General features: G+C 61.0%; 24 protein-coding genes. 11 read left to right on the top strand and 13 right to left on the bottom strand.

Going from position 1 to position 23851, the window contains the following annotated elements; genetic code table 11:
- Window positions 1–9 precede the first annotated feature (9 nt).
- From dnaG to ATN00_RS16275, 3 genes are all read right to left on the bottom strand, one after another.
- Window positions 10–1917, bottom strand: coding sequence for a DNA primase (gene dnaG / locus ATN00_RS16285; protein WP_062066411.1), 1908 nt, complete (start codon window positions 1915–1917; stop codon window positions 10–12).
- The gene (locus ATN00_RS16280) at window positions 1914–2270 is read right to left on the bottom strand and encodes a GIY-YIG nuclease family protein (protein WP_062066407.1); all 357 of its coding nucleotides are present in this window, start codon (window positions 2268–2270) and stop codon (window positions 1914–1916) included. The genes dnaG and ATN00_RS16280 overlap by 4 nt, the downstream gene beginning before the upstream one ends.
- 97 nt (window positions 2271–2367) lie before the next feature.
- Entirely contained in the window at window positions 2368–2820 is a 453-nt protein-coding gene (locus tag ATN00_RS16275) for a GatB/YqeY domain-containing protein (protein ID WP_062066405.1), read from the bottom strand.
- A 156-nt stretch (window positions 2821–2976) separates the two neighbouring features.
- On the opposite strand from ATN00_RS16275, the gene carA reads away from it, so the two are divergent.
- The 5 genes from carA to ATN00_RS16250 all read left to right on the top strand — a co-directional run bounded on the left by carA (window position 2977) and on the right by ATN00_RS16250 (window position 9118).
- Window positions 2977–4137 (top strand): glutamine-hydrolyzing carbamoyl-phosphate synthase small subunit, encoded by a 1161-nt coding sequence (carA, locus tag ATN00_RS16270; protein ID WP_062066402.1) that lies wholly within the window; start codon window positions 2977–2979, stop codon window positions 4135–4137.
- On the top strand, window positions 4134–4502 hold the full coding sequence (locus tag ATN00_RS16265; RefSeq protein ID WP_062066399.1) for a ribonuclease E inhibitor RraB: 369 nt from the start codon (window positions 4134–4136) through the stop codon (window positions 4500–4502). The genes carA and ATN00_RS16265 overlap by 4 nt, the downstream gene beginning before the upstream one ends.
- Before the next feature lie 58 nt (window positions 4503–4560).
- Window positions 4561–7896: a carbamoyl-phosphate synthase large subunit gene (carB, locus tag ATN00_RS16260; RefSeq protein ID WP_062066396.1), complete on the top strand. Its 3336-nt coding sequence runs from the start codon at window positions 4561–4563 to the stop codon at window positions 7894–7896.
- Between the two features lie 81 nt (window positions 7897–7977).
- Window positions 7978–8454, top strand: a complete 477-nt coding sequence (gene greA / locus ATN00_RS16255; protein WP_062066392.1) for a transcription elongation factor GreA — start codon at window positions 7978–7980, stop codon at window positions 8452–8454.
- A 25-nt stretch (window positions 8455–8479) separates the two neighbouring features.
- Window positions 8480–9118 carry a rhomboid family intramembrane serine protease gene (locus ATN00_RS16250; RefSeq protein WP_062066389.1) on the top strand — a complete coding sequence of 213 codons (639 nt, stop codon included), beginning with the start codon at window positions 8480–8482 and terminating at the stop codon, window positions 9116–9118.
- Window positions 9119–9628: 510 nt separating this feature from the next.
- Here the strand turns inward: ATN00_RS16250 and ATN00_RS16245 are convergent.
- The 5 genes from ATN00_RS16245 to ATN00_RS16225 all read right to left on the bottom strand — a co-directional run bounded on the left by ATN00_RS16245 (window position 9629) and on the right by ATN00_RS16225 (window position 11950).
- Window positions 9629–9853, bottom strand: coding sequence for a DUF4170 domain-containing protein (locus ATN00_RS16245; RefSeq protein WP_062066386.1), 225 nt, complete (start codon window positions 9851–9853; stop codon window positions 9629–9631).
- A 112-nt stretch (window positions 9854–9965) separates the two neighbouring features.
- Window positions 9966–10607, bottom strand: coding sequence for a DUF883 family protein (locus ATN00_RS16240; RefSeq protein ID WP_062066382.1), 642 nt, complete (start codon window positions 10605–10607; stop codon window positions 9966–9968).
- A complete protein-coding gene (locus ATN00_RS16235) occupies window positions 10600–10902 on the bottom strand; it encodes a hypothetical protein (protein ID WP_062066379.1) in 303 nt (100 codons plus the stop codon). The genes ATN00_RS16240 and ATN00_RS16235 overlap by 8 nt, the downstream gene beginning before the upstream one ends.
- Complete coding sequence (locus tag ATN00_RS16230) at window positions 10899–11273, bottom strand: hypothetical protein (protein ID WP_062066376.1); 375 nt, start codon at window positions 11271–11273, stop codon at window positions 10899–10901. Before ATN00_RS16230 ends, ATN00_RS16235 begins: the two co-directional genes overlap by 4 nt.
- A gap of 62 nt (window positions 11274–11335) precedes the next feature.
- The gene (locus ATN00_RS16225; protein ID WP_062066373.1) at window positions 11336–11950 is read right to left on the bottom strand and encodes a hypothetical protein; all 615 of its coding nucleotides are present in this window, start codon (window positions 11948–11950) and stop codon (window positions 11336–11338) included.
- A gap of 223 nt (window positions 11951–12173) precedes the next feature.
- Here ATN00_RS16225 and eno point away from each other — a divergent pair, with 223 nt between their 5' ends.
- The 4 genes from eno (at window position 12174) to ATN00_RS16205 (ending at window position 16399) form a co-directional block, all read left to right on the top strand.
- Window positions 12174–13448 carry a phosphopyruvate hydratase gene (gene eno, locus ATN00_RS16220; RefSeq protein ID WP_062066370.1) on the top strand — a complete coding sequence of 425 codons (1275 nt, stop codon included), beginning with the start codon at window positions 12174–12176 and terminating at the stop codon, window positions 13446–13448.
- Window positions 13449–13525: 77 nt separating this feature from the next.
- Window positions 13526–13837, top strand: coding sequence for an FtsB family cell division protein (locus ATN00_RS16215; protein WP_062066368.1), 312 nt, complete (start codon window positions 13526–13528; stop codon window positions 13835–13837).
- 97 nt (window positions 13838–13934) lie between these two features.
- On the top strand, window positions 13935–15011 hold the full coding sequence (gene pdhA / locus ATN00_RS16210) for a pyruvate dehydrogenase (acetyl-transferring) E1 component subunit alpha (RefSeq protein WP_062066365.1): 1077 nt from the start codon (window positions 13935–13937) through the stop codon (window positions 15009–15011).
- On the top strand, window positions 15011–16399 hold the full coding sequence (locus tag ATN00_RS16205) for a pyruvate dehydrogenase complex E1 component subunit beta (RefSeq protein WP_062066362.1): 1389 nt from the start codon (window positions 15011–15013) through the stop codon (window positions 16397–16399). The genes pdhA and ATN00_RS16205 overlap by 1 nt, the downstream gene beginning before the upstream one ends.
- Window positions 16400–16453: 54 nt before the next feature.
- On the opposite strand, the gene ATN00_RS16200 is transcribed toward ATN00_RS16205, so the two are convergent.
- From ATN00_RS16200 to ATN00_RS16190, 3 genes are read right to left on the bottom strand one after another with little or no spacing between them, the layout of a single operon-like run.
- Window positions 16454–17173, bottom strand: a complete 720-nt coding sequence (locus ATN00_RS16200) for a TadE/TadG family type IV pilus assembly protein (RefSeq protein WP_062066358.1) — start codon at window positions 17171–17173, stop codon at window positions 16454–16456.
- Window positions 17170–17769, bottom strand: a complete 600-nt coding sequence (locus ATN00_RS16195) for a TadE family protein (RefSeq protein WP_062066355.1) — start codon at window positions 17767–17769, stop codon at window positions 17170–17172. Before ATN00_RS16195 ends, ATN00_RS16200 begins: the two co-directional genes overlap by 4 nt.
- Complete coding sequence (locus tag ATN00_RS16190; protein WP_062066353.1) at window positions 17766–19754, bottom strand: TadE/TadG family type IV pilus assembly protein; 1989 nt, start codon at window positions 19752–19754, stop codon at window positions 17766–17768. Before ATN00_RS16190 ends, ATN00_RS16195 begins: the two co-directional genes overlap by 4 nt.
- Before the next feature lie 133 nt (window positions 19755–19887).
- On the opposite strand from ATN00_RS16190, the gene ATN00_RS16185 reads away from it, so the two are divergent.
- Together ATN00_RS16185 and ATN00_RS16180 are read left to right on the top strand one after the other, a co-directional pair.
- Window positions 19888–20547 carry a hypothetical protein gene (locus ATN00_RS16185; RefSeq protein ID WP_062066351.1) on the top strand — a complete coding sequence of 220 codons (660 nt, stop codon included), beginning with the start codon at window positions 19888–19890 and terminating at the stop codon, window positions 20545–20547.
- Window positions 20548–20569: 22 nt separating this feature from the next.
- Window positions 20570–21034, top strand: a complete 465-nt coding sequence (locus ATN00_RS16180) for an EF-hand domain-containing protein (protein ID WP_062066349.1) — start codon at window positions 20570–20572, stop codon at window positions 21032–21034.
- A 4-nt stretch (window positions 21035–21038) separates the two neighbouring features.
- On the opposite strand, the gene trmFO is transcribed toward ATN00_RS16180, so the two are convergent.
- Window positions 21039–22382 carry a methylenetetrahydrofolate--tRNA-(uracil(54)-C(5))-methyltransferase (FADH(2)-oxidizing) TrmFO gene (gene trmFO / locus ATN00_RS16175; protein ID WP_062066347.1) on the bottom strand — a complete coding sequence of 448 codons (1344 nt, stop codon included), beginning with the start codon at window positions 22380–22382 and terminating at the stop codon, window positions 21039–21041.
- 48 nt (window positions 22383–22430) lie between these two features.
- A complete protein-coding gene (locus ATN00_RS16170; protein ID WP_062068888.1) occupies window positions 22431–23741 on the bottom strand; it encodes a dicarboxylate/amino acid:cation symporter in 1311 nt (436 codons plus the stop codon).
- Window positions 23742–23851 lie beyond the last annotated feature (110 nt).

Here is a 23851-nt window from a genome sequence, read left to right as displayed (position 1 = left end):
ATTATTCAATCAGATAATGTCTTCAGACTGCGCCAGTTCCGCCAAGCGTCGATCGTGATCCGCCTTCAGCGCCCTCATGCGCTGCTGCTCAGCGAAATTTTCTTCGCTGACCTCGCTCTCAAATCGCCGCGTGGCTTGCGCCAGTGCTGCCTCCAACTCCGGTCCCTGCGCCATCACCCGAACAGCTTCATCCAGATCGCGCGCCACGCGATCAGGGTCGGCTGTGATCCTGTGGGGGGTGAATGTGAACGTGTCGGCCCGGAGCATCCCCTTCGCCATATTATACACTTCACCTTGCCCCAATATGGTAAGGAGGCCCTGTCTTTCAACTGTTTCTTTGCGGAATGATGCGGCAATCATCGCGTCAAGCAATTGGGCGAGCGCGGAGTCGGCGATCTGTAGTCCCGAAAGTGTTTCGCGGTGGAGCGCGATCTGTTCGGGATGACGCAGCAGGCTGGCAAGAATCGCGCGCAAAAGACGCTGTTCCATGCCGCTTTCGCCGATGGCGCGGGCTTCGGTCCCGGCGGGCGGAAGCGGCGGCTTCCAGTTGCCGCGCCGGTCGCGTTGCCAGCCGCCGCTCGCGCCGCGCGGATTGTGGCGGGGGCCGGGGGTGAAGCCGCTCTGGCGGCGGGCGAAGAACAGGGCGTCGTAACGCTCGCGGAATGCCTGCACATAATGAGCGCGCACGTCGGAATGCGCGATGGCGTCCGTAATGGCCGACAGGCGCTGTTTGAGCGCGGCCCGCTGTTCGGGCGTATCGAGTGGCGCGACGCCCTGCTCATGCTTCCAGAGGCGTTCGACCAAGGGTTCGGCGCTTGCCAGCACGCTTTCCATGGCGGTGGTGCCCTGGGCACGGATGAGGTCGTCGGGGTCCTGGCCGCCCGGAAGAGTCGCGAAAGCTAGACTCATGCCCGGGCGGAGCAGGGGCAGGGCCCGAGTCGCGGCGCGGATCACAGCCTTCTGTCCTGCCGAATCGCCGTCGAAGCAGAGGATGGGGACGTCCGCCATTTTCCATAGCCGCTCGATCTGATGTTCGGTCAGCGCGGTGCCGAGCGGAGCGACGGCTTCGGCGAAACCGGCCTGCGCCAGCGCGATCACATCCATATAGCCTTCTACCACGATGATGCGGCCCGACTGGCGACTGGCGGGGGAGGCGCGGTCGATATTGTAGAGTGTGCGGCCCTTGTCGAAGAGGGGGGTGTCCGGGGAGTTCAGATATTTGGGCTCGCCCTGGCCGATGATGCGGCCTCCAAAAGCAATCACCCGGCCGCGAATGTCACGAATAGGGAGCATCAGGCGGCCGCGGAAACGGTCATAGCTGTCGCGTTTCCTGGCTTGGCTGTCTTCCGGCTCGGCGCCGTCAGGGTCGATCAGCAGCCCTGCCTCAATCAGCATCGGATCGCCGAAATCGCGCAAGGCCACTTTGAGCTTGCCGCGCGAGTCCGGGGAATAGCCGAAACCGAAAGTGCGGCGCGTGGCGTCCGATATGCCGCGGCGCTGGAGATAGGCGCGGGCTTCTGCGCCGTCGATGCCGCCCAATTGATCCTCGAAAAAGCTCTGTGCCGCCGCCATGACGTCGTGCAGCCCCTTTGCCTGTTCGGCGCGCTGGGCGGCGCGGGGATCAGGTGCAGGAACTTCCATGCCAGCGGTTTGGGCGAGTTCCTTCACCGCCTCCATAAAGGGCAGGCCGCGCTGGTCCGTCATCCAGCGGATCGCATCGCCATGCGCGCCGCAACCGAAGCAGTGATAGAAGCCCTTTTCATCGTTGATCGTGAAGCTGGGCGTCTTTTCATTATGGAAGGGACAGCAGGCCTTATATTCGCGACCTGCCTTCTGGATCTTCACCGTGCGGCCGATCAGTGCCGACAGCGATGTGCGTGCGCGCAGTTCGTCAAGGAAGGCGGGGGTGAGGCTCATGCTGGCATATCGCCGTTCGTTTCGAGCGAAGTCGAGAAACGAGTCGAATGCGAGTTCTGCGAAGCTAAACGCTCGCGCGGTAGTTTGGCAAAAAACGAAACCAGGGACCAGTTGCCCGCGATCAACGCCTCTTTCTTGGCGCGCGACCAGCCTTCGATGATTCGTCCGGCCTCCAATGCTTCGATCCGGGCGGAGAAGTTTTCGCTCCAGACGAGTTGCACGGGCAGGGGGGGGCGCGTGAGCGCACTGCCCTGACCGCATTGATGCTGCCCGATGCGATGTTCAAGGGCGTCGGTATGGCCGGTATAATAACGGCCATCCAAATATTTCAGCATGTAGGTCCAGAAAACCATCGGTCGATTATGCCCCAACGCCTGTCCGTGTCGAGCGAAGTTGGGATAGGAGATCGCAGCGGTTTTTCGACTCGCTCGAAACGAACGGAGGCTGAGCTTACCCCAAGGCGGCCTTTACCAGTCCGCTGGCCTTGCTCATGTCGATGACGGAGCCGTGGCGTTCCTTGAGGACAGCCATGACGCGGCCCATATCCTTGACGCTCGCCGCGCCCACTTCGGTCTTGATCGCCTCGATCGCGGCCTTCGTTTCATCCTCGCTCAGTTGCGCGGGGAGGAAGCTGTCGATCACGGCCAGTTCGCCCTGTTCCTTGGCGGCCAGTTCGTCGCGGCCTCCGCTCTTGAACATCTCGATCGATTCGCGGCGCTGCTTGGCCATCTTCTGCAGCACGTCGACCACGACCGTATCGTCGTCGGGAACATTGCTGGCGGTCCGCAGTTCGATGTCGCGGTCCTTGAGCTTCGCAAGGATCAGCCGCACGGCGGCCAGCCTTTCCTTGTCGCCGCCCTTCATGGCTTCGATCTGGGCGCTCTTTAGCTGCTCGCGAATCATGGCGATAAGAATCCTGTTATCCGGAAAGAGACAGATATAATGCGAAAAGAGATTTTTAACAGGAGTTGACCGCGCGCCCTGCTGGGCATAGGTGGCGGGCCGTTTAACCCGCTGAAGACGGGTTCCCGCAAAAGCATAAGAAGGACTTAGCAAGCCATGGCCGACGCCAAATCCCTGACCGTGCCCAAAGGAGCCACAGGGGTATTGGTTTTCGCCGATGGCTCGGCCGTGTTCGGACGCGGTTTCGGTGCGGTCGGCGAAGCGGTGGGGGAGCTTTGCTTCAACACCTCCATCACCGGCTATCAGGAGATCATGACTGATCCCAGCTATGCCGGGCAGATCATCAATTTCACCTTTCCTCATATCGGCAATGTTGGCACCAACCCGGACGATGTGGAGGCGGACAGCCCCCATGCACTGGGCTGCATCGTGCGGCAGGATGTGACGGAGCCCAGCAATTTCCGCAATGTCGAACCCTTCGACCAGTGGATGCAGGAAAAGGGCCGGATCGGCCTTGCGGGCGTCGATACCCGCGCGCTGACGCGGATGATAAGGCTAAAGGGCGCGCCCAATGTCGTGATCGCCCATGATCCAGAAGGAAAGTTCGACATCGCCGCGCTGGCGGAGAAGGCGGCAGGTTGGCCGGGACTGGAGGGCATGGACCTCGCCATCGAAGTCACGGGGACGGAGCGTCCGTGGAAGGACGGGGTATGGCGTCTGGGCTTCGGCTATGGCGTGGGTGAGGCGGGAGATGAGCGGCCCCATGTCGTCGCGATCGACTATGGCGCGAAGAACAATATCTTCCGCAATCTGGTGAAGGCTGGCGCACGCGTCACTGTGCTCCCCGCCACCGCGACCTTTGAACAGGTGATGGAACAGAAGCCTGACGGCCTGTTCCTCTCCAACGGTCCGGGCGATCCGGCCGCGACCGGCGGCTATGCGGTGTCGGTGATCAAGCAGGCGCTGGAGGCGGAGGTGCCGATCTTCGGCATCTGTCTGGGGCACCAGTTGCTTGGCCTCGCAGTCGGCGCGAAGACGGTCAAGATGCATCAGGGCCACCGCGGCGCGAACCATCCGGTCAAGCGGCTGGAGGACGGACTGGTCGAGATCACCAGCATGAACCACGGCTTCGCGGTCGATGCCGATACGCTGCCCGCTAATGTGAAGCCGACCCATGTGTCGCTCTTTGACGGTAGCAACTGCGGCATCGAACTGACAGACAGGAAAGCCTTTTCGGTTCAGTACCACCCCGAGGCCTCACCGGGGCCGCAGGACAGCTTCTACCTGTTCCAGCGGTTCGTGGAGGGGCTTAAGTGAGCCTCAACCTGCCCCAGGTTGATCCCGCCCGGCTCGAAGCGGAGTGGGAGGCGGACAAGGCTGTTCTCGCCAATCTGGCCGAGAATGGCGACAAGCCGAGCATTCCACGCCCCGTCGATGTCAGCTTCCGTGGGAGCGAGAAGGATTTCGAACGGGTGCTGACCATCGCCAGCCAGTTCGGCTTTGTCGAACTCGACCGCGAAGAGGATGAGGAAGGCGATCTCTACCTGTTTCTCGAAACCGAGCAGGCGGTCGACGAAGCGTCCATCCGTGCGCTGACGAAAAAGTGTCTCCAGATCGAAATCCTTTGCGGGGTCGAATATGACGGCTGGGGTTGCGAAGCCCGGACAGGGGCAGTGCATTGACCATCGCTTTACGAACAGCCTTCGAAGGCGCCGATCCTTATAAATCAGAGGCCGAATAATGCCCAAACGCACCGACATTTCCTCCATCCTCATCATCGGCGCGGGGCCGATCATCATCGGCCAGGCGTGCGAGTTCGACTATTCGGGCACGCAGGCGGTGAAGGCGCTCAAGGAAGAGGGCTATCGCATCATATTGGTGAACTCCAACCCGGCCACGATCATGACCGACCCGGAATTCGCCGACGCCACCTATGTCGAGCCGATCACGCCAGAAATCGTGGCGAAGATCATCGAGAAGGAGCGGCCGGACGCGGTGCTGCCGACCATGGGCGGGCAGACGGCGCTCAACACGGCGCTGGCGCTGTTCAATGACGGCACGCTGGAGAAATATGGCGTCCAGATGATCGGCGCGGACGCCGAGGCGATCGACAAGGCGGAAGACCGGATCAAGTTCCGCGACGCCATGGACAAGATCGGCCTGGAAAGCGCCCGCTCGCGCATCGCCCACACGATGGAAGAGGCGATGGAGGCGCTGGAGTTCACCGGCCTGCCGTCGATCATCCGTCCCAGTTTCACCATGGGCGGCACGGGCGGCGGCATCGCCTATAATCGCGATGAGTTCATGAGCATCGTGCGGGGCGGCCTCGACGCTTCGCCCACGACCGAGGTGCTGATCGAGGAATCGCTGCTCGGCTGGAAGGAATATGAGATGGAGGTGGTGCGCGATCGCGCCGACAACGCCATCATCATCTGTTCCATCGAGAATATCGACCCGATGGGCGTCCATACCGGCGACTCCATCACCGTCGCGCCCGCTTTGACGCTGACGGACAAGGAATATCAGATCATGCGGAACGCGAGTATCGCGGTCCTGCGTGAAATCGGCGTGGAAACAGGTGGTTCCAACGTACAGTTCGCAGTCAATCCGAAGGATGGCCGCCTGGTCGTCATCGAGATGAACCCGCGCGTTTCCCGTTCTTCCGCGCTGGCTTCGAAGGCCACCGGCTTCCCAATTGCGAAAGTCGCGGCGAAGCTGGCAGTCGGCTATACGCTGGACGAGATCGAGAACGACATCACCGGCGCGACGCCCGCGAGCTTCGAACCGACCATCGACTATGTCGTGACCAAGATCCCGCGCTTCGCCTTCGAGAAATTCAAGGGGTCTGAGCCGTTGCTCGGCACCGCGATGAAGTCGGTGGGCGAGGTGATGGCCATTGGCCGCAACATCCATGAATCCATGCAGAAGGCTCTGCGCGGGCTGGAAACGGGCCTATCTGGCTTCGACAATGTCCATCATCTGGAAGGCGCGTCCAGAGACGACATCATCGCCGCACTTGCCCAGCCGACGCCCGACCGCTTGCTGGTCGCCGCGCAGGCGCTGCGCGAAGGGCTGAGCGTCGAGGAAATCCACGCCGTCGCCAAATATGATCCCTGGTTCCTCGAACGGATCAAGGAGATTGTCGAGGCCGAAGCGGACGTGTTGGCGAACGGCTTGCCGCAAGATGCGGATGGGATGCGCCGCCTCAAATCCATGGGTTTTTCCGACAAGCGGCTGGCAGGGCTGGCTCTCAAATCCGCCAATCTGCGTGGCATGGAGCGGGGCATCGCACGGGGCGGCGGCCTGATCCATGACGCGGTCGTCGCCATGACCGGCGGCGTGACGGAGAATGAAGTGCGCGGCCTGCGTCACAAACTGGGGGTGCGTCCGGTATTCAAGCGCATCGACACCTGCGCCGCCGAGTTCGAGGCGAAGACGCCTTATATGTATTCGACCTATGAAGCGCCGATCTTTGGCGAGGCGGAGAATGAGGCGCAGCCCACCGACCGCAATAAGGTCGTGATCTTGGGCGGCGGGCCGAACCGGATCGGGCAGGGGATCGAGTTCGACTATTGCTGCGTCCACGCCTGCTTCGCGCTCAGCGAAGCGGGTTATGAAACGATCATGATAAACTGTAACCCGGAGACGGTTTCGACCGATTACGATACGTCGGACCGCCTCTATTTCGAACCGCTGACGGCTGAGGACGTTCTGGAAATCCTGAACGTCGAAATGTCGAACGGAACGCTGAAGGGCGTCATCGTGCAATTTGGCGGCCAGACTCCGCTCAAGCTGGCGCAGGCACTGGAGGATGCAGGGATTCCGATCCTGGGCACGTCGCCCGACGCCATCGACCTTGCCGAGGATCGCGAGCGGTTCGCGGCGTTGATCGACAAGCTGAAACTGAAGCAGCCAGCTAACGGCATCGCTCGTTCGCGGGAAGAGGCGATCGCCGTCGCCAACCGGATCGGCTATCCGGTGCTGATGCGTCCGTCCTATGTTCTGGGCGGCCGCGCGATGGAGATCGTCGACGGTCAGGCGCAGCTTGAGGAATATATCACGACCGCCGTTCAGGTGTCCGGCGACTCGCCGGTGCTGATCGACCAGTATCTGCGCGATGCGACCGAGGTGGACGTGGATGCGCTGTGCGATGGCGACGATGTGGTGGTCGCGGGCGTGCTTCAGCATATCGAGGAGGCGGGCGTCCATTCAGGCGACAGCGCTTGTTCGCTGCCGCCTTACAGCCTGCCCGACGACGTCATTGCGGAGATAGAGCGGCAGACCGAGGTGCTGGCCCATGCGCTGCATGTCCGCGGCCTCATGAACATCCAGTATGCGGTCAAGGACGGCACCGTCTATCTGATCGAAGTCAATCCGCGCGCCAGCCGCACGGTGCCCTTCGTCGCCAAGGCCATCGGCACGCCCATCGCCAAGATCGCCAGCCGCGTGATGGCGGGGGAGAAGCTTAAGGACCTGCCGAAGATCGACCGCAACGCTATCGATCATGTCGCGGTCAAGGAAGCGGTGTTCCCCTTCGCGCGCTTCCCCGGCGTCGATCCGGTGCTCTCACCTGAAATGAAGAGCACGGGTGAAGTTATGGGAATCGATAGTAATTTTGCCACAGCTTTCGCCAAATCGCAGCTTGGCGCCGGCATGGTGCTCCCGACGCAGGGAACGGTGTTCATTTCGCTCAAGGACAGCGACAAGCCGGTGATCCTGCCGGCGGCGCGCAAGCTGGTCGACATGGGCTTCAAGATCATCGCTACGGGCGGTACGGCACGCTTTCTGGAAGATAACGGCATCCCGATCGAAACGGTGAACAAGGTGGCGCAGGGCCGCCCGCACATCGTCGACCGGATCACCGATGGCGGCGTGGACCTGATTTTCAACACGACCGAGGGGTGGCAGTCGCTAAAAGATAGCAAGGCGATCCGTACCAGCGCGCTGCGGCAGAAGGTCGCGAGCTTCACCACGGCGGCTGCCAGCCTGGCGGCGGCGGACGCAATCGAGGCGTTGCGCGGCCATGCCCTTGAAGTGCGCTCGCTCCAGTCCTATTATCCAAGGCCGCAAGCCTGACCCCCTGCATGAAGGAACACGCTGCGGGCGACCCCATGGGCGGGGCCGCCAAAGGGAAGTTTTGACGAAGGATTTGCAGTAATGGCGACCGTCGAGAAGATGCCGATGCTTCAGATGGGCTATGACAAGCTCACGGCGCAGCTTCGCGAACTGAAGGCTGAGCGGCCGCTGATCGTGGAGGCGATCGAAGTCGCGCGCGCGCATGGCGACCTGTCGGAAAATGCCGAATATCATGCGGCGAAGGAACGGCAGGGCCAAGTCGAAGCCACCATCGCCGATCTGGAGGACAAACTCTCCCGCGCGCAGGTTATCGACCCGAAAACGCTGTCTGGCGACAGGGTGATCTTCGGCGCGACAGTTACGCTGCTCGACGAGGATGACAAGCCCGTCAAATATCAGATCGTGGGCCAGGCCGAGGCAGACGCCAGGATTGGCATGATAAGTTATAATAGCCCGCTGGGCCGGGCGCTGATCGGTCGTGAGGTTGGCGATGAAGTGGAGGTGTCTGTCCCGTCGGGCGACAAATTCTACCTTGTCGACAAAATCGCGTTCCTCTGATCTCGTGAAACCGCCGATCGGTCGCATGACCAATGGGATCGCGGCGATCACTTTCGCCGCGTTCCTGCTGCTGTATCTGACGGGACAGGTAGACAATGCCGCCATCATGGGCGGGTTTATTCCTGCCCGGATCGGCGATTCCCATCTTCTCGACGGCATATGGGCCGTGCCTGCGTGGCTGACGCCGCTTAGTTGCACGTTGATCCATGCGGGCTGGCTGCATATCGGCTTCAACCTGCTGATGCTGGTCTTTTGCGGGCGGCAGGTGGAGCATGTGCTGGACCGCTGGGGGACACTGATCCTCTATGTCGCGGGCGCTTATGGCGCCACGTTGGTGCAATGGGCGGTCGATCCCGGCACCACGAATCCGATGGTGGGTGCAAGCGGCGCGATTTCCGCGGTCGTCGCCACTTATTCGCTGCTTTACAGCCAGCAGAATGTGCGGCGGATCGGTCCGTTTTCGGCCAATATGGTGCGGGTGTTGTGGCTGGCGGCGGGCTGGATCGCGATTCAGTTGATGATCGGTATCGCGACGGCTGGCGGCATGGGCGATCTGGGCCAGATCGCGGTGGTAGCCCATATTGGTGGTTTTCTGGTGGGGCTGGCGCTGACGCGGCCTTTGTTGCGGTGGCGCTTCAGGAAGCGGCATCAGCTGGTGAATTGAGCGAGGCGTTAGCTGCGGTTTTGTGACGGCAGTTTCGGCCAATTTTCGCCATTTACGTCCGAGCCCCGCTATATCCAAAGCTGACCAAAGGTCGTGAGATATGATTTAAATCGGAACCAGCACTCGAAATAGTGATGCGTCCTAGCACGCAGATTTGGATTGCAGTCCTCTTATGCGTGTCGGTTGGTGGCAGTTCTGTTGCCTCTTCATATATGACATACAAGTTTACGCGGCAGAGCCGTGGCGTGGCTACCTTGATGGGGCGATTTGTCGCCCTGTTCGCAACAGGGAGCTATTTCGCGCGGAGCCGGGAGCAGCCTTTGTAATGACGCTAGCGGCATTTCTCAGGCTTGTAGTCGGTCCGCTGATTTTCATCGCTGCAACGCGAACGGTAGATAGTTGAACCGCAAAGTGTGGGTAGCGACGGTTTTAGCATAATCGCTCGTCACAGGCGGGCAGTCCCTAACTATCCACTATGCCTTTGGTGGCCTGATGCTTTTACCCGAGCGCCTACGTGGATTTGGGCAGTTCCGGTTCCAGCAGACGGTGCAGGTGCACGATCACATAGCGCATTTCCGCATCGTCCACGGTGCGTTGCGCCGCGCCGCGCCATGCGCTTTCGGCGCTGGCATAGTCGGGGTAGACGCCGACGATGTCGATGGCGCCCAGATCCTCGAACTCAAGCGTCTGGGGATTCTTGACGCGACCGCCCATCACGAGATGCAGCTTGCTCATGACCTTCCCTTCCTGGATTTGGCTCCTCATGGATTTGGGCGGACTTAGCAGCGCTCTCCTGCGCCTCCAAGGGAAAGTGGGCGGTCGGTGCGTGCATTCACGGCCGGTGCGATTACCTTTTGGGCAATCGCGATTTGAGGGCGTCGCTGAAAGCGTCGGCCTTGGTCGCGACGAGGGCGATCATCTCATCGGCGAGGCGCGATGCCTTGCCGGGCAAATCTGCGGCTGAAGCACTTTCGCGGGCGTGGGCCGCAAATTCGGCCGCGTTGTCCCGGGCGGTCTGAAGTGCTTCGCTGGCGGTTTCCTTCGCGGCGTGGAACGCTTCCTCCGCGCTGTCCTTTGCGGAGAGGAGGGCGCTGGTTGCGTTACCTTTTGCGATATCGACATTTTCCGTGCTGGAAGCGCGGGCGGCTGCCGCCGCTTCCAGCACGCGTCCTCCCGCCGTGATCGCCAGGCCGGGAAGTGCCTTCATCACCTTGCGGCTTTTGGGGAACATCCAGGCAACGACCGCGCCGACAGCAACGGCGCCCGCGACAGCGGTCACGGGATGTTCCTGAATGATCTCATTGGCGCGCGTGGCGGCCTTTTGCGTGCGATCGCGGGCGTCGGCATAGGCGGCGCTCGCTCGTTCACGCGATGTGACATAGGCTTCGTTGGCATTGTCGCGCGTGTCACGCAGCCGCTCCGTCGCGCTTTCGGCCATATCGTTCGCCGCTTCGCGAGCACGGGTAAGTTGAGCGCGGATATCAGCCATCTTCATTCTCCGGATTGCGATTTTTAAAACGAACGTGCAGGCGGCGGAAAAGTGCCGCCAACGGACGCCGGGCGAGATAGAGAAGGAAGGCAGTCAGCCCCGCTCCTGCGGCGACCGGATGCTGCCCCACTTTGGCCGCCCCATCCATCGCGACCGAAACCACCTTGTCCTTGGCATCCTGCTTCAGACGAGCTGGCGCGACACGCGCTTTCGCGGCACCGGCGGAAAGCAGGAACTGAGCCTTCTTTTCTTCGGCTTGCTGGATGGCTTCACGATAGGCTGCTTCGCGGCTCATGGCTTCATCGCCCTTTTCATGCGTCCGATCCGCGCCTTGGCCAGCAACAGCAAGAGCAGGATGACCAGCAGCGTTCCGCCCAGAACCGCGCCGGTCGCGCCCAGCGGCCCAAGCGCGGGCGCAAGGCCGAAAATCAGCCCTACCAGCGAGGCGACCACAACGCCGAACAACAGCATCAGGGCGACGGCGCCCAATATGGCAGCATCGCGCGCGCCCGCGGCAGCTATGCCCGCGCGCAGCTTCTGCCGTTCGATCTCCGCCTCCGCATAGGCGCGGCCATCGGCGTAAAGGCGCGCAATGCTATCGCGGACAGACTCGTCCTGCCCATCGGTCTGCGGCGTTTCCACCGTTTCCGCCGGTTCCTGGGTCAATGGTTTCTCCGCCCTCTTTGGCGCCCCTTCTGGTCAGGGCCTTTAGTGTGTGCCATGCCTTTTCAGGCGTCGTCGGACGATCCCTTGGCCAGACGCATCAATACGAAGCCGACCACCGCAGCCGCGCCGATGGCCACGGCCGGGCTTTTTCGCACGAAATCGCGCGCTTCGCTCATGAGCTGATCTACATCCTTGCTGTCGAGCGAATTGGCGGTGTTGGCGACCGATTCGGCTGCGTGGCGGGCATAATCGCCATATTGGGGCCCCAGCTTGGCGTCCACTGTCCCCGCCGTTTCGGAAATCAGCTTGGCAAGTCCCTGCATGGCCGATCCGGTCTGGTCCTTCGCCACGGTGGCGGCGGAGCGGGCGGTCTTGCCCGCCTGTTCCTTGAGCGGATCGATATGGGCCTTCCAGTCGACGGCGTTCAGCTTGTCCTTGGCACCCTTGGCCGCCTTTTCCGCCTGCGCCTTGATAGGGGCGATCTGTGCGCTCCAGCCCTTGGTTCCGGTATCCTTCGTCTTGACGGCGGGCGGCTTGCGCGTGGCGGCCTTCTTGACCGGGGCAGCCTTTACGGGCGCGACGCCGGAAGCGGAGGCCTTGGCCGCTTTCGCCTTCGATGTCTTGGCTGCGGCGGTTTTCGTGCCTGTCTTGGCAGGGGTCTGGGGCGTGTCGGCCATGGTCGATTGTCTCCCTTCACATCAGGTTGTCGGGCAGAGGTCCGGATCACCAAGTGGAAATGCCGTAGCATGCTAATGCTTGGCGGTCGCCTGTAGTTCCGTTGCCGTTACCATTTCGAGCATCGGCATTTTTGCCGCTGTTGCAACCCCCCGCATTGCAAAGAGGACGGGTGCTGGCTAAGCGGAGCGCGAAAAGCCGCCGCACAGCATTTCAGGAGCGACCATGACCGCCATTCTCGACATTCATGCCCGTCAGATTTTGGATAGCCGGGGCAATCCCACCGTCGAAGTCGATGTGATGCTGGAGGATGGGAGCTTCGGCCGCGCGGCCGTGCCTTCGGGAGCTTCGACCGGCGCTTATGAAGCCGTGGAAAAGCGCGATGGCGATGCGTCGAAATATATGGGCAAGGGCGTTCTGGCCGCTGTCGCTGCCGTGAACGACGAGATTGCCGAGCAGATCATCGGCCTCGACGCGGAAGATCAGGCCGAAGTCGACGCGGAGATGATCGCGCTTGACGGCACGGAGAACAAGAGCCGCCTTGGCGCGAACGCGATCCTGGGCGTCAGCCTCGCCACCGCGAAGGCCGCCGCGGACGCGCGGGGCCTGCCGCTCTATCGTTATGTCGGCGGCGTCAATGCCCATGTGCTGCCAGTGCCGATGATGAACATTATCAATGGCGGCGAACATGCCGACAATCCGATCGACTTCCAGGAATTCATGGTGATGCCGGTCGGTGCGGAAAGCATTGCCGACGCGGTGCGGATCGGTTCGGAAATCTTCCATACGCTCAAGAAGGGCCTGCACGATAAGGGGCTGGCGACGGCGGTGGGCGATGAAGGCGGTTTTGCCCCGAACCTGGCCTCCACCCGCGATGCGCTCGACTTCATAATGGCGAGCGTGGAGAAGGCAGGCTATACGCCGGGCGACGATGTGGTGCTGGCGCTGGATTGCGCGGCGACCGAGTTCTTCAAGAACGGCAAATATGAGATTTCCGGCGAGGGCCTGTCGCTAAGTCCCACGGAAATGGCCGATTATCTGGCCGCGCTGTGCGCGGACTATCCGATCAAATCGATCGAGGACGGCATGAGCGAGGATGATTTCGAAGGCTGGAAGGCGCTGACCGACAAGATCGGGGGCAAGGTCCAACTTGTTGGCGACGACCTGTTCGTGACCAATCCCGCGCGACTGTCCATGGGCATTGGCAAGGGGCTGGCCAATTCGCTGTTGGTGAAGGTGAACCAGATCGGCACGCTCACGGAAACGCTGGCGGCCGTCGATATGGCGCATCGCGCGCGTTATACCGCCGTCATGTCGCACCGTTCGGGCGAGACGGAGGACGCGACCATCGCCGACCTGGCCGTCGCGACCAATTGCGGGCAGATCAAGACCGGCTCGCTGGCCCGTTCCGACCGGCTCGCCAAATATAACCAGCTGATCCGTATCGAGGAAGAGCTGGGCGATGTGGCCGTGTTTGCAGGCCGTTCCATCTTCCGCTGAATCTATATTTCGACGGTTGGCCGCAATCTCGGCGTTTTTTGCTTGCGGCCTGCCCTTTCCTGTGATTCATCCGTGCTATGGCGCATATCGCGAAGCTTCGTCTCCTGCTCTTTTCGGCTTTCGGTCCGGCGATCGCGGTGCTGTTGCTCATCCTGTTCGCGGGTTATGTCGTGCTGGGTTCCAACGGCGTGCTGGCATGGGGCGATTACACTCGTCAGTTGCGCGATGCGCGCACCGAACTGAAGAAGGTGGAAACGCATCGGCAGGAATTGCGGAATCGGGTCGACCTGCTCGATCCGCGCCGAGTTGACCCGGACCTCAGCGATGAATTGATCCGCCGCCAGCTTGGCGTCATCCATCACGATGAAGTGGTCGTTCCGCTGAACTGAACGGCGGTTCAAAGCATGGCTTGCGGCGTTGCAATCCGCCGCTTTCTGCCGCTATATCGGCATTCCTTTCATATACCCACGCAAAAGGATATAAGCCTTGGCGAAACCAACCACGCCGCGTCCTTCCCGCGCCAGAGCGAAGAAAGCGGAAACCCCAGCCGGGGCGGATCATAACCGGCTGCGTCCGCAAGAGCCTGTTGATTATAAGGCGAGTAAGGAAGAACTGCTGGAATTCTATCGCCAGATGGTGCTGATCCGCCGGTTCGAGGAGAAGGCGGGACAGCTTTACGGCCTGGGGTTCATCGGCGGTTTCTGTCACCTCTATATCGGCCAGGAAGCGGTTGCGGTGGGCATCCAGTCGGCGCTGGAGCCGGGCAAGGACAGCGTTATCACCGGCTATCGCGATCATGGTCACATGCTCGCCTATGGCATCGATCCCAAGCTCATCATGGCGGAACTGACGGGCCGGGAGGCCGGCATTTCCAAGGGCAAGGGCGGATCGATGCACATGTTCAGCGTCGATCACAAATTCTATGGCGGGCACGGCATCGTGGGCGCGCAGGTGTCGCTGGGCGCGGGGCTGGGCTTCGCGCATAAATATAATGGCGATGGCGGTGTGTGCGTCGCCTATTTCGGCGATGGCGCGGCTAACCAGGGCCAGGTTTATGAAAGCTTCAACATGGCCGAGCTGTGGAAGCTGCCGATCATCTTCGTGATCGAGAATAACCAATATGCCATGGGCACCAGCGTCAACCGCTCGTCGGCCGAGGATCAGTTGTATCGCCGTGGCGAGAGCTTCCGCATTCCGGGGCTTCAGGTAAACGGCATGGACGTGCTTGCGGTGCGCGGCGCGACCGAAGAGGCGCTAAAATGGGTGAAGGATGGCAATGGGCCGATCCTGCTTGAGATGAAGACCTATCGCTATCGCGGCCATTCCATGTCCGATCCCGCCAAATATCGCTCGCGCGAGGAAGTGCAGGAGGTGCGGGAGAAGTCAGACCCCATCGAAGGCGCGAAGAAGCATCTGGAAGCCGCCGGTATCAGCGAGGAGGAACTCAAGAAGATCGATCAGGACATCCGCAAGATCGTCAGCGACGCAGCGGATTTCGCGGAAAGCTCGCCCGAACCTGAACTGAGCGAACTCTATACCGACGTGCTGGTGGAGCAATATTAATGGGTATCGAAATCAAGATGCCGGCGCTGTCGCCGACCATGGAGGAAGGCACGCTGGCCAAGTGGCTGGTGAAGGAAGGCGATGAGGTGCGGTCCGGCGACATATTGGCCGAGATTGAGACCGACAAGGCGACGATGGAATTCGAAGCAGTCGATGAAGGCAAGATTGGCAAGATTGTCGTGGCCGAAGGGACCGAAGGGGTGAAGGTCGGAACCGTCATCGCCGAAATGGCGGGCGAGGGCGGCGAAGGCGCAAAAGCCGCGCCCAAGGCGGAGGAGAGCGCGCCGCCTGCCAAATCCGATGCCGCGCCTGAAGCGCCGAAGAAGGCGGAAAGCGGCACAACCAAACTGGCCACGCAGGCGCAGGCGACCATTGCCGACCCGGACCTGCCCGAAGGCACTGAATATGTGAAGACGACGGTGCGCGAGGCGCTGCGCGACGCGATGGCGGAGGAAATGCGCGCGGACGAGCGCGTCTTCGTGATGGGCGAGGAAGTCGCCGAATATCAGGGCGCCTACAAGGTGACGCAGGGCCTACTCGAGGAGTTCGGCGATAGGCGGGTCATCGACACGCCGATCACCGAATATGGCTTTGCCGGTATCGGTGCGGGTGCGGCCATGGGCGGGCTCAAGCCTATCGTCGAGTTCATGACGTTCAACTTCGCCATGCAGGCCATCGACCACATCATCAACTCGGCGGCCAAGACCAATTACATGTCCGGCGGCCAGATGCGTTGTCCGATCGTGTTCCGCGGTCCCAATGGCGCGGCGAGCCGCGTGGCGGCGCAGCACAGCCAGAATTATGGACCATGGTATGCGGCGGTGCCGGGCCTGATCGTGATCGCGCCCTATGATGCGGCGGATGCCAAGGGATTGCTCAAGGCGGCGATCCGGTCGGACGATCCGGTCGTGTTCCTGGAAAACGAGCTGGTCTATGGTCGCAGCTTCGACGTGCCCAAGGTGGATGATTATGTTCTGCCCATCGGCAAGGCGCGGATCATGCGGCCGGGCAAGGATGTGACGCTGGTCAGTTATTCCATCGGCGTCGGCCTGGCGCTGGAAGCGGCTGAGACGCTGGCAGGCGAGGGTGTCGAGGCGGAAGTCATCGATCTGCGGACCCTGCGCCCGCTCGACACCGCGACGGTGCTTGCGAGCCTCAAGAAGACGAATCGCCTGGTAGTGGTCGAGGAAGGCTGGCCGGTCTGTTCGATCTCCTCGGAGATTGCCGCTGTGGTGATGGAGCAGGGCTTTGATGACCTCGACGCCCCGGTGCTGCGTGTCACCAATGAGGATGTGCCGCTCCCCTATGCCGCCAACCTCGAAAAAGCCGCGCTGATCGACGCCGGACGCGTGGTCGAGGCGGTGAAGAAGGTATGCTATAGGAAGTAGAGCGACTAAAATCCCACCCCTCCCTTTCAAGGGAGGGGTGATTTGGCTGGGACATTAGGTGGCGCTATATTGCGTGCAGAGTGATCGCGATGCGTTTTCGGCATTGTAAATCCCGCTAGTCCCGCCTGCATAATCTCTATTGTCGCGCACGGTGAGCGCAGCGACATCCTTTATCGTGGGATTTATGCCGGGCAGAAAATCCAGGCTGATGAGCGGCTGATATGTATAATCTATCTCCACGAACATCACCGCGCCGTTCGATGGGGACGTGATGCGCTGACCATTGGCAGTGATGCCATCCATGTCGCCACTGGCTGGAAGGGCGGGATTGGTGGTGTTGGTGGCCGTATAGTAGCTGGACGTAACTGCCTTCACTCCTCGACAACGCTGCCATTTGACGACGAATTTGTCGGGAGTGCTCGAAGGCTGCAGACTGGCGAGGATGACTCGGCCGTTCTGGAACAGGTCGAGGCGTCCTGATTGCAGGCCGGCGCCAGTCAATAGGCCGTTGATCTGCGTTTCACTGATCGTCTTGGCGTTCATGGTGCCCGATCCGATGCGTGAAGCATTGTCCGCCACCATCAGCGCAAGTTGGCTTATCCGCATCTTTGTCGTCGTGTAATTGGCGAGTTCCGTTCCTGCCATGGTTATGGTGACGACAAAGGGCAGGCACATCGCAAATTCAACCATCGCTACGCCGCCTGCATCCCTCCGCAGAGCGTGCAGCCGTTGTGCGATCTGTCCGACTCTATGCCGCAGGCGCATTGCGATCATGGGCAATTCCTTGTCGTGACGGCTTTCTGTTCACCATAGGGCTGGTTCACCAATAGGGTGCTGGCGTTCATAGTGACATTGATGGGCAGCCCCGCCAGCTTCGCCATGGGAAAGAGGCGCGGATAGGAGACGTTGGCGGAAAGCAGCACCGCATCCTTCGCTCCGCCCGAATTGTTCTGGCCATTGTCGATATCCCATGAACCGCTGTTGTTGAGGTCGTCATAGGGCTCGCCCGCGTCGCAGGTGCCGCTGCCGTTCGTGTCGGTGAACGGTTCCTTGGTCCGGTTGGCGGCCCTTGCGTAGTCACGGAAGGAGGTTCGTGTGATCTGCACGGTCGCATTATTGGCGAGTTTCAGTACCTGCTGCTCGATGTCGTCATCGATCAACTGGCGGCGGGTGGCCTCCGAGGCGCTTTCAAGCGTGCTGTCACGAGCGGCCTTTTGCAGCGCACCCTGCAACACGCTTTGCATGTAGAGCGAATGGCCAAGGTCCATCGCGCCCATCAGCAGCAAGCAGAATACTGGCGCGATCAGTCCGAATTCCACGATGGTCACGCCCGCATGATGGGCGCGCAGGTGATGAAGAGCGTGCCTCATTGCGTTAGCCTCAGTTGGGAGATGTTATCGGCGATGTCCTTGAAATTATTGATGAGGGTCGTGGAGTTGGCGGCCGTAAAGGCATGTTGGGCGTCGGAAGCACAGTTTTGCAGCCGAGCAGCAGTGTCCTTGACAGGCTGTGAGGAACTGTTCGTGACCGTTACGCCGAAATAAATGGTCCAAACGGTGAAGCCCTTGTTTTTGGCCGCACTGCACAGAGCGGTGAAGCGGGCATTTACCTGCGCGTCGGTGTCGGGATCCGTCGGCGCGATAGTTTCGCTGGTTTGCCGTCGGTCCAACTTATGGATGCCATAAGCCGTGGGTTCCTCGACGCCGCTGTTCGTTTCGCCATCCGTCATGAAGATGATGTGCCGTTCGATCTGTCCGCCCGTGGGTGTCGCGGCGTTTTCGCTTCTGAAGATGCCGGTAGGCGATGCGAGTCGGGCGCCCCAGAGCATCCCAATGTCATGATAGGTCGTGCCGGAGGGCGTTAACGAATTGACATAGGCTTGGAACGAAGAAGCCGACGCCCAGACTTGCAACTTCTTTGCTTCCGTCGGGCAGGTGGCGCTCATGCTGCTGGAGGCATTGGTCGATTCGAGGTTTTCATACGTGTTTCGGTTAAACTGCGCGCCGGGGAGCAGAGGGCCCCATTGCGTGTCTCTGTCCGAAGTGCTCGGTACCATGTCGATATCCAGGTCGTAGGCGCCGGAGGGAATGGGATAATAGGAGGTTGCGCGAACGGTTTTCCGTTCCTCGATGCAGCCATTCCATGCGATGGACCTGTTTGCGCCTCCTGTCCCGACGGGCAGGGTTATGCTGCCGTTCCACTGGCTGTTGTCTGTTCCACCCGCCTTCAGGCTGGCGACAGGGAAGCTGACTGGCTGATAGGTATAGATATAGCGTGGCGTTTTGGTTGTCGTGTCGACCTTTTGTTCCTTATAAACCGTATAGATTGTTCTGTCATAACTATAGGTTTTTTTGTTCTTGTTGCTGGAGCTTGAGCATTTGTCGTCGTAATCGATGCCATTGCTGATACGCGTTGTAGTAGTTCTTATCGTGACCGTGCCGTCGGTAGCTGTGCTTGAAGATTCGCTGCTAGACGTCGTCTGCAGAAAAGTGTCGGCGGGAATATTGCAGCTGCTTTGGCCGGAAACAGTATCGGATACGACCGTTCCCGAAACCTTGGTCCATGAGCCTTCGCTAGTGCTAGTGTTGTAAGTTGTGCCATTCCAAGCATAGGTGCGCGATTGATAGGTCCAGTTGTCCGCTATCCAGTCATTTTTCAGCAGCTTGCCGACATTCACATTAACGCTGTAGGGCACAAAACCGAAGCGTAACTGGGCTGTCGAACTGTTGCTGCCGGTCGGAGTCGATCCGCAATCGGCATCGGTGTCCTGCTTGGCCAGTGCCTCGTAGAAGCACTTCACTGCTTTCTTGAGGCCGTCGATCTTGGAGAGGCTATCGCTGCTGTTGGCCTTGCTGGCCATTGAACCCGTGACGTCGAGCACGAACATCACGTCGGTATTGGGAATCCGCATTTCCGCTTCGCAGGTCGTGCTCAGCGTTTTGGAGGATATGCCCAGCGCCCGCATGACCGTCATCGGCACGGTCACGGATGCGGTGCCGGTGACTTTCCGATTGCTCTCGACGAAACTGCGCGTGGTGCCGGTGGTGCCATAGGGGTTGGAGCCGAAATTGGCGTCGAACAGCTGGAGCGCGACCGTATCAGGCTTACCGCTGTTCGCCGACCATGCGCCTGCGCCCATTTCCTTTCGGCCCGCCAGCGCCCCGGCGTCGCAGGCCTGTTGCAAACGCGCCTGGGTCAGGTAGAGGCGGCTCATGTCGATGCCGCCGCCGACCAGACCCAGCAATGGAATGACAGCGGCGGCCACGATCATCAGCGCATTGCCAGCCTGATTTCGCAACAGACGCGCCAGAAACCCCTGCTTGAGCGCGCCCCCGCCATGATTGTTCTTGCTCATCGTTTCGCAATCACTCATGCAAACCCACCCCGGATATCATGCCCACTATCCGGGCAATCTGATTAGAACCTGTATGAGATCTGTGGTTAAAGGATCGATAACCTGCATATTTTCTGTAAGGACGGATGAGGCGATGCATGACAGCGAAAAGGGCGTGACGCCGCTGGCGGCGTTGCTCTGCGCCCATGCTGGGGACATGAAAGTACGCCATCATGCATTATGGGCCTTTGATGCGCGGCTTGCACAAATTGCGCGAACCACGACCGAACCTGCCATTGGTCAGATGCGGCTCGTCTGGTGGAACGATGTCATCGCCGACGAGGCAGGGCTAAAGGGCAAGGGCGATCCCGATGTCGATCTGCTGCGTGAAACCGGCGCGATGACGATGCCCGGTCTGTCGGCCATGATCGATGGCTGGGAAGTGGTGGTGGTGGAACCGGAGATCGACCGCGATTTGCTGCGCGTTTATGCGGAGGGCAGGGGCGGTGGACTGTTCCGGGCGTTGGCGGGCGTGAAGGATAAACCAGAGGGGTTGATCGCTGCCGGGCGATTATGGGCGTTATGGGATCTGGCAGGCCATGTCGGGGACGATGCGCTAAGGGGTGCTGCGATTGCTTTGGCGCGCGAGGAGCGGTTTGATCTGGCCGCGATGAAGGGGCCGCCGACATGGAAGCCTTTGCGGATACTCGCTACCCTCGCGCGGGAGGATGTGATGAAAGGGCGGGGCGCTTCCGCCGGAATATCGCGTGGGCTTGCGTTCAGGCTCTTGCGAATTGCCCTTATCGGCAGATAGCGGGAAGGGGATCAAGGGGGATATGACCAGGTTATTGGCGGGCGGGATGGCGGCGCTGCTGCTGGTGGCGGGCGGGTTGTTCTGGTGGCAGGGGCAAGCAGGGAACGCGCCTTTGCCTCAGGCATTGATCGGCCCGCCACCTCCGCCCGAGGTCGAGGAATTGCCGGAGGGTGATCCTGGCGCTGTAGGAAAAGCGCCGCCTATGCCCGGAGAAGCCAGCCCGCAGAGCCGCGAGCAGAAACGCTTCGCCCGCTATGACCGCAACCGCGATGGCGTCATCACACGCATCGAGATGATGGGCAGTCGGGTGAAGGCGTTCAAGGCGCTGGACAAGGATGGCGACAATCTGTTGTCCTTCGAGGAATGGGCCGTGGCGACTTCGGATCGTTTCGGCGCCGCGGACGCAGACAAGGACGGCAAGCTGACACCTGCCGAGTTCGCCGCGACCGCGCCTAAGCGATCACCCAAACCCAAATGCAAGTGCTGATGGTTCAGGCGGGTTGAAGCTCTGCGTTCAGCCACTGGCCGAGCGAGGCGCGGGCGCGCGCGGTCATGGCTTCCTTGCGCTGTTTCTTTTTCACATCTTCCAGCGGCGGGAACAGACCGAAATTGACGTTCATCGGCTGATAGTCCGCCGTTTCGACATTGCCCGTCACATGGCCCAGCAACGCGCCCAAAGCCGTATCGGCGGGTAATGGAGTAAGCGGGCGGCCCAGCAGCTCGGCCACCGCAAACCGTCCGGCAAGCAGGCCGATGGCGCTGCTTTCGACATAGCCTTCGCAGCCGGTCACCTGCCCGGCGAAACGGATATGCCGGGCATTCTTCAGGCGCAGTGTCGCATCCAGCAATTTGGGTGACTGGATGAAGGTGTTGCGGTGCAGGCCACCAAGGCGCGCGAACTCCGCCTTTTCCAGGCCAGGGATGGTGCGGAAAAGGTCGATTTGGGCACCATGTTTGAGCTTGGTTTGGAAGCCCACCATGTTCCAGAGCGTGCCCGATGCATTATCCTGCCGCAGCTGCACCACGGCATAGGGCCAGCGGCCCGTGCGGGGATCGTCGAGGCCCATCGGCTTCATCGGGCCGTGGCGCAGCGTTTCGGGCCCGCGTGAAGCCATCACTTCGATCGGCATGCAGCCTTCGAAATAGGGGGTGTCCTTTTCCCAATCCTTGAAGTCGGCCTTTTCGCCGTCGAGCAATCCCTGGACAAAGGCCTGATACTGCTCCTTGTTCATGGGGCAGTTGATATAGTCTTTCCCCTCGCCGCCGCCGGGGCCGATCTTGTCCCAGCGATTGGCCATCCAGCATTGGCCCATGTCGATGCTGTCGAAATGGACGACCGGCGCGATAGCATCGAAGAAGGCAAGATGATCCATGCCGGCCGCCGCGCCGATGCTGGTGGCAAGGCCCGGAGCGGTCAGTGGGCCGGTGGCGACGATGGTCATGCCCTCAACCGGGAGCGTGTCGATCCGTTCGCGCATGATCTCCACATTGGGGTGCTCGGTAAGGGCATGGGTGACACCGCCCGAAAAGATGTCGCGATCCACGGCCAGTGCCGATCCGGCGGGCACTTTGGCAAGGTCCGCCTGCGCCATGATGAGCGAGTTCAGGCGGCGCATCTCCTGATGCAGCAGGCCCACGGCATTCTTGTCCGCATCGTCTGAGCGGAAGCTGTTGGAGCAGACGAGTTCGGCCAGTCCTTCGGTCTGATGCGCCGGAGTCATGTCGCCGGAGCCGCGCATTTCGGACAGACGCACCTTCACGCCTGCCTGCGCCAATTGCCATGCCGCTTCCGATCCGGCGAGACCGCCGCCGATGATGTGAACCTGATGAGTCATGCCGGTCTCAGTGGGCAATTTTTTCCCTTCCTGCAACGATCAAGACGATCAGCCAGATTCCAACGCGGGCTGGGCTGCTACTCCATAATAAGCGTTCTCGTCCAATATGCCCTCGCGCCTTGCGACGATGGTGGCGACCAGCACCTGTCCCGCGACATTGACAGCGGTGCGGCCCATGTCGAGAATCGGATCGATGGCGAGCAGCAGTCCTGCGCCCTCCAGCGGCAGGCCGAGCGTTGACAGGGTGAGCGTCAGCATGACGATGGCGCCCGTGAGTCCCGCTGTGGCGGCCGATCCTATCACGGACACGATGACGATCAGCACATAGTCGACGGCATGCAGCGGAATGCCATAAAAGCCCGCGACGAAAATCGCTGCCAACGCGGGATAGATTGAGGCGCACCCATCCATCTTGGTGGTGGATGCGAGCGGGATGGCAAAGGCGGCATAGGCTTTTTCGACGCCCATGCGTTCGGTGACGGCTTCGGTCACGGGCAATGTGCCGACCGAGGAGCGGGATACGAAGCCAAGTTGAATCGCTGGCCAAGCCTTTGCAAAGAAGGGTAGGGGTTTAAGCCCGTTGGCGGCGAGCAGCAGCGGATAGACCACCAGCAGCACAAGCGCGAGGCCGAGATAGATGGCGGCGGCGAATGTGCCAAGCTGGGCCAGTGCGTCCCAGCCATAAGTCGCGATTGCCGTGCCGATCAGCGCGGCGGAACCGATCGGCGTCAGGCGGATGATCCAGCCGAGGATCGCGCGCACCACGGCCAACAGGGAACGGACGAAGGTAAGGAAGGGCTCGGCCTTGTCGCCTACCTTCAATGTTGCGAGACCGATGGCGATGGAAATGACCAGCAGTTGCAGGATATTAAAGGAAAGAGTGGTGGTGACGATCCCGTCCGCGCTCTTGCTATCCGCGGCCAAGGCCAGGCTGTTGGTTGGGAGCAGGCCCTTGAGGAAATCGAGCCACCCCCCGCGTGTGCTTGTTTGGCCGATGGGCAGGGTGGCGCCATGCAGACCCGCGCCGGGCTGAATGAGCAGGCCGAGGGCCAGGCTAATGACGACCGCGATCAGGGCAGTAATCGCGAACCAGAGCAGCGTCTGTCCCGCTAGCCGTGCCGCATTGTCGAGCGCCCGCAAATTGGCGATGGAGGCGACGATGGCCGCGAAGACGAGCGGCGGCACTACGGCTTTCAGTAAGGCGACAAAGGCCGACCCGGTGGTCTGAAGCGCCTGCGCCAGTGTATTCAGATCGCCATCCGGCCCCGCGCCGATCTGCCGCGCGACGAGGCCGAGAAAAAGGCCCACGGCCATGCCGGCGAGCACCTGAAAGCCGAAGCTGCGATAGTGGAGCGTCATGCCCGTTATATCGGACATGGTCTCGATGATTACGCGCAAACAATTCTTTCAAGGGCTTCAAAGAGCATTGGCGTCCCTGCTTCACCGTGCCACATGAGTAATACAGGTTG

The sequence above is a fragment of the Sphingobium baderi genome (assembly GCF_001456115.1).
In the GTDB taxonomy this organism is placed as follows: domain Bacteria; phylum Pseudomonadota; class Alphaproteobacteria; order Sphingomonadales; family Sphingomonadaceae; genus Sphingobium; species Sphingobium baderi_A.
Note: the sequence above shows the minus strand (reverse complement) of the source record. Positions and strands in the feature narration are given on the sequence as shown.

Bases quoted from the DNA above. Each gene is read 5' to 3' on its own strand.
- ATN00_RS16245 (WP_062066386.1), bottom strand. From the start codon at position 9,853: ATGAGCAAGCTGCATCTCGTGATGGGCGGTCGCGTCAAGAATCCCCAG.
- ATN00_RS16180 (WP_062066349.1), top strand. From the start codon at position 20,570: ATGACCAGGTTATTGGCGGGCGGGATGGCGGCGCTGCTGCTGGTGGCG.
- ATN00_RS16235 (WP_062066379.1), bottom strand. From the start codon at position 10,902: ATGAGCCGCGAAGCAGCCTATCGTGAAGCCATCCAGCAAGCCGAAGAA.
- ATN00_RS16275 (WP_062066405.1), bottom strand. From the start codon at position 2,820: ATGATTCGCGAGCAGCTAAAGAGCGCCCAGATCGAAGCCATGAAGGGC.
- ATN00_RS16200 (WP_062066358.1), bottom strand. From the start codon at position 17,173: ATGATCGCAATGCGCCTGCGGCATAGAGTCGGACAGATCGCACAACGG.
- ATN00_RS16240 (WP_062066382.1), bottom strand. From the start codon at position 10,607: ATGGCTGATATCCGCGCTCAACTTACCCGTGCTCGCGAAGCGGCGAAC.
- ATN00_RS16215 (WP_062066368.1), top strand. From the start codon at position 13,526: ATGGCGCATATCGCGAAGCTTCGTCTCCTGCTCTTTTCGGCTTTCGGT.
- ATN00_RS16280 (WP_062066407.1), bottom strand. From the start codon at position 2,270: ATGGTTTTCTGGACCTACATGCTGAAATATTTGGATGGCCGTTATTAT.
- ATN00_RS16185 (WP_062066351.1), top strand. From the start codon at position 19,888: ATGCATGACAGCGAAAAGGGCGTGACGCCGCTGGCGGCGTTGCTCTGC.
- ATN00_RS16205 (WP_062066362.1), top strand. From the start codon at position 15,011: ATGGGTATCGAAATCAAGATGCCGGCGCTGTCGCCGACCATGGAGGAA.
- carB (WP_062066396.1), top strand. From the start codon at position 4,561: ATGCCCAAACGCACCGACATTTCCTCCATCCTCATCATCGGCGCGGGG.
- dnaG (WP_062066411.1), bottom strand. From the start codon at position 1,917: ATGAGCCTCACCCCCGCCTTCCTTGACGAACTGCGCGCACGCACATCG.
- ATN00_RS16170 (WP_062068888.1), bottom strand. From the start codon at position 23,741: ATGACGCTCCACTATCGCAGCTTCGGCTTTCAGGTGCTCGCCGGCATG.
- ATN00_RS16190 (WP_062066353.1), bottom strand. From the start codon at position 19,754: ATGAGCAAGAACAATCATGGCGGGGGCGCGCTCAAGCAGGGGTTTCTG.
- eno (WP_062066370.1), top strand. From the start codon at position 12,174: ATGACCGCCATTCTCGACATTCATGCCCGTCAGATTTTGGATAGCCGG.
- ATN00_RS16225 (WP_062066373.1), bottom strand. From the start codon at position 11,950: ATGGCCGACACGCCCCAGACCCCTGCCAAGACAGGCACGAAAACCGCC.
- trmFO (WP_062066347.1), bottom strand. From the start codon at position 22,382: ATGACTCATCAGGTTCACATCATCGGCGGCGGTCTCGCCGGATCGGAA.
- carA (WP_062066402.1), top strand. From the start codon at position 2,977: ATGGCCGACGCCAAATCCCTGACCGTGCCCAAAGGAGCCACAGGGGTA.
- greA (WP_062066392.1), top strand. From the start codon at position 7,978: ATGGCGACCGTCGAGAAGATGCCGATGCTTCAGATGGGCTATGACAAG.
- ATN00_RS16250 (WP_062066389.1), top strand. From the start codon at position 8,480: ATGACCAATGGGATCGCGGCGATCACTTTCGCCGCGTTCCTGCTGCTG.
- ATN00_RS16195 (WP_062066355.1), bottom strand. From the start codon at position 17,769: ATGAGGCACGCTCTTCATCACCTGCGCGCCCATCATGCGGGCGTGACC.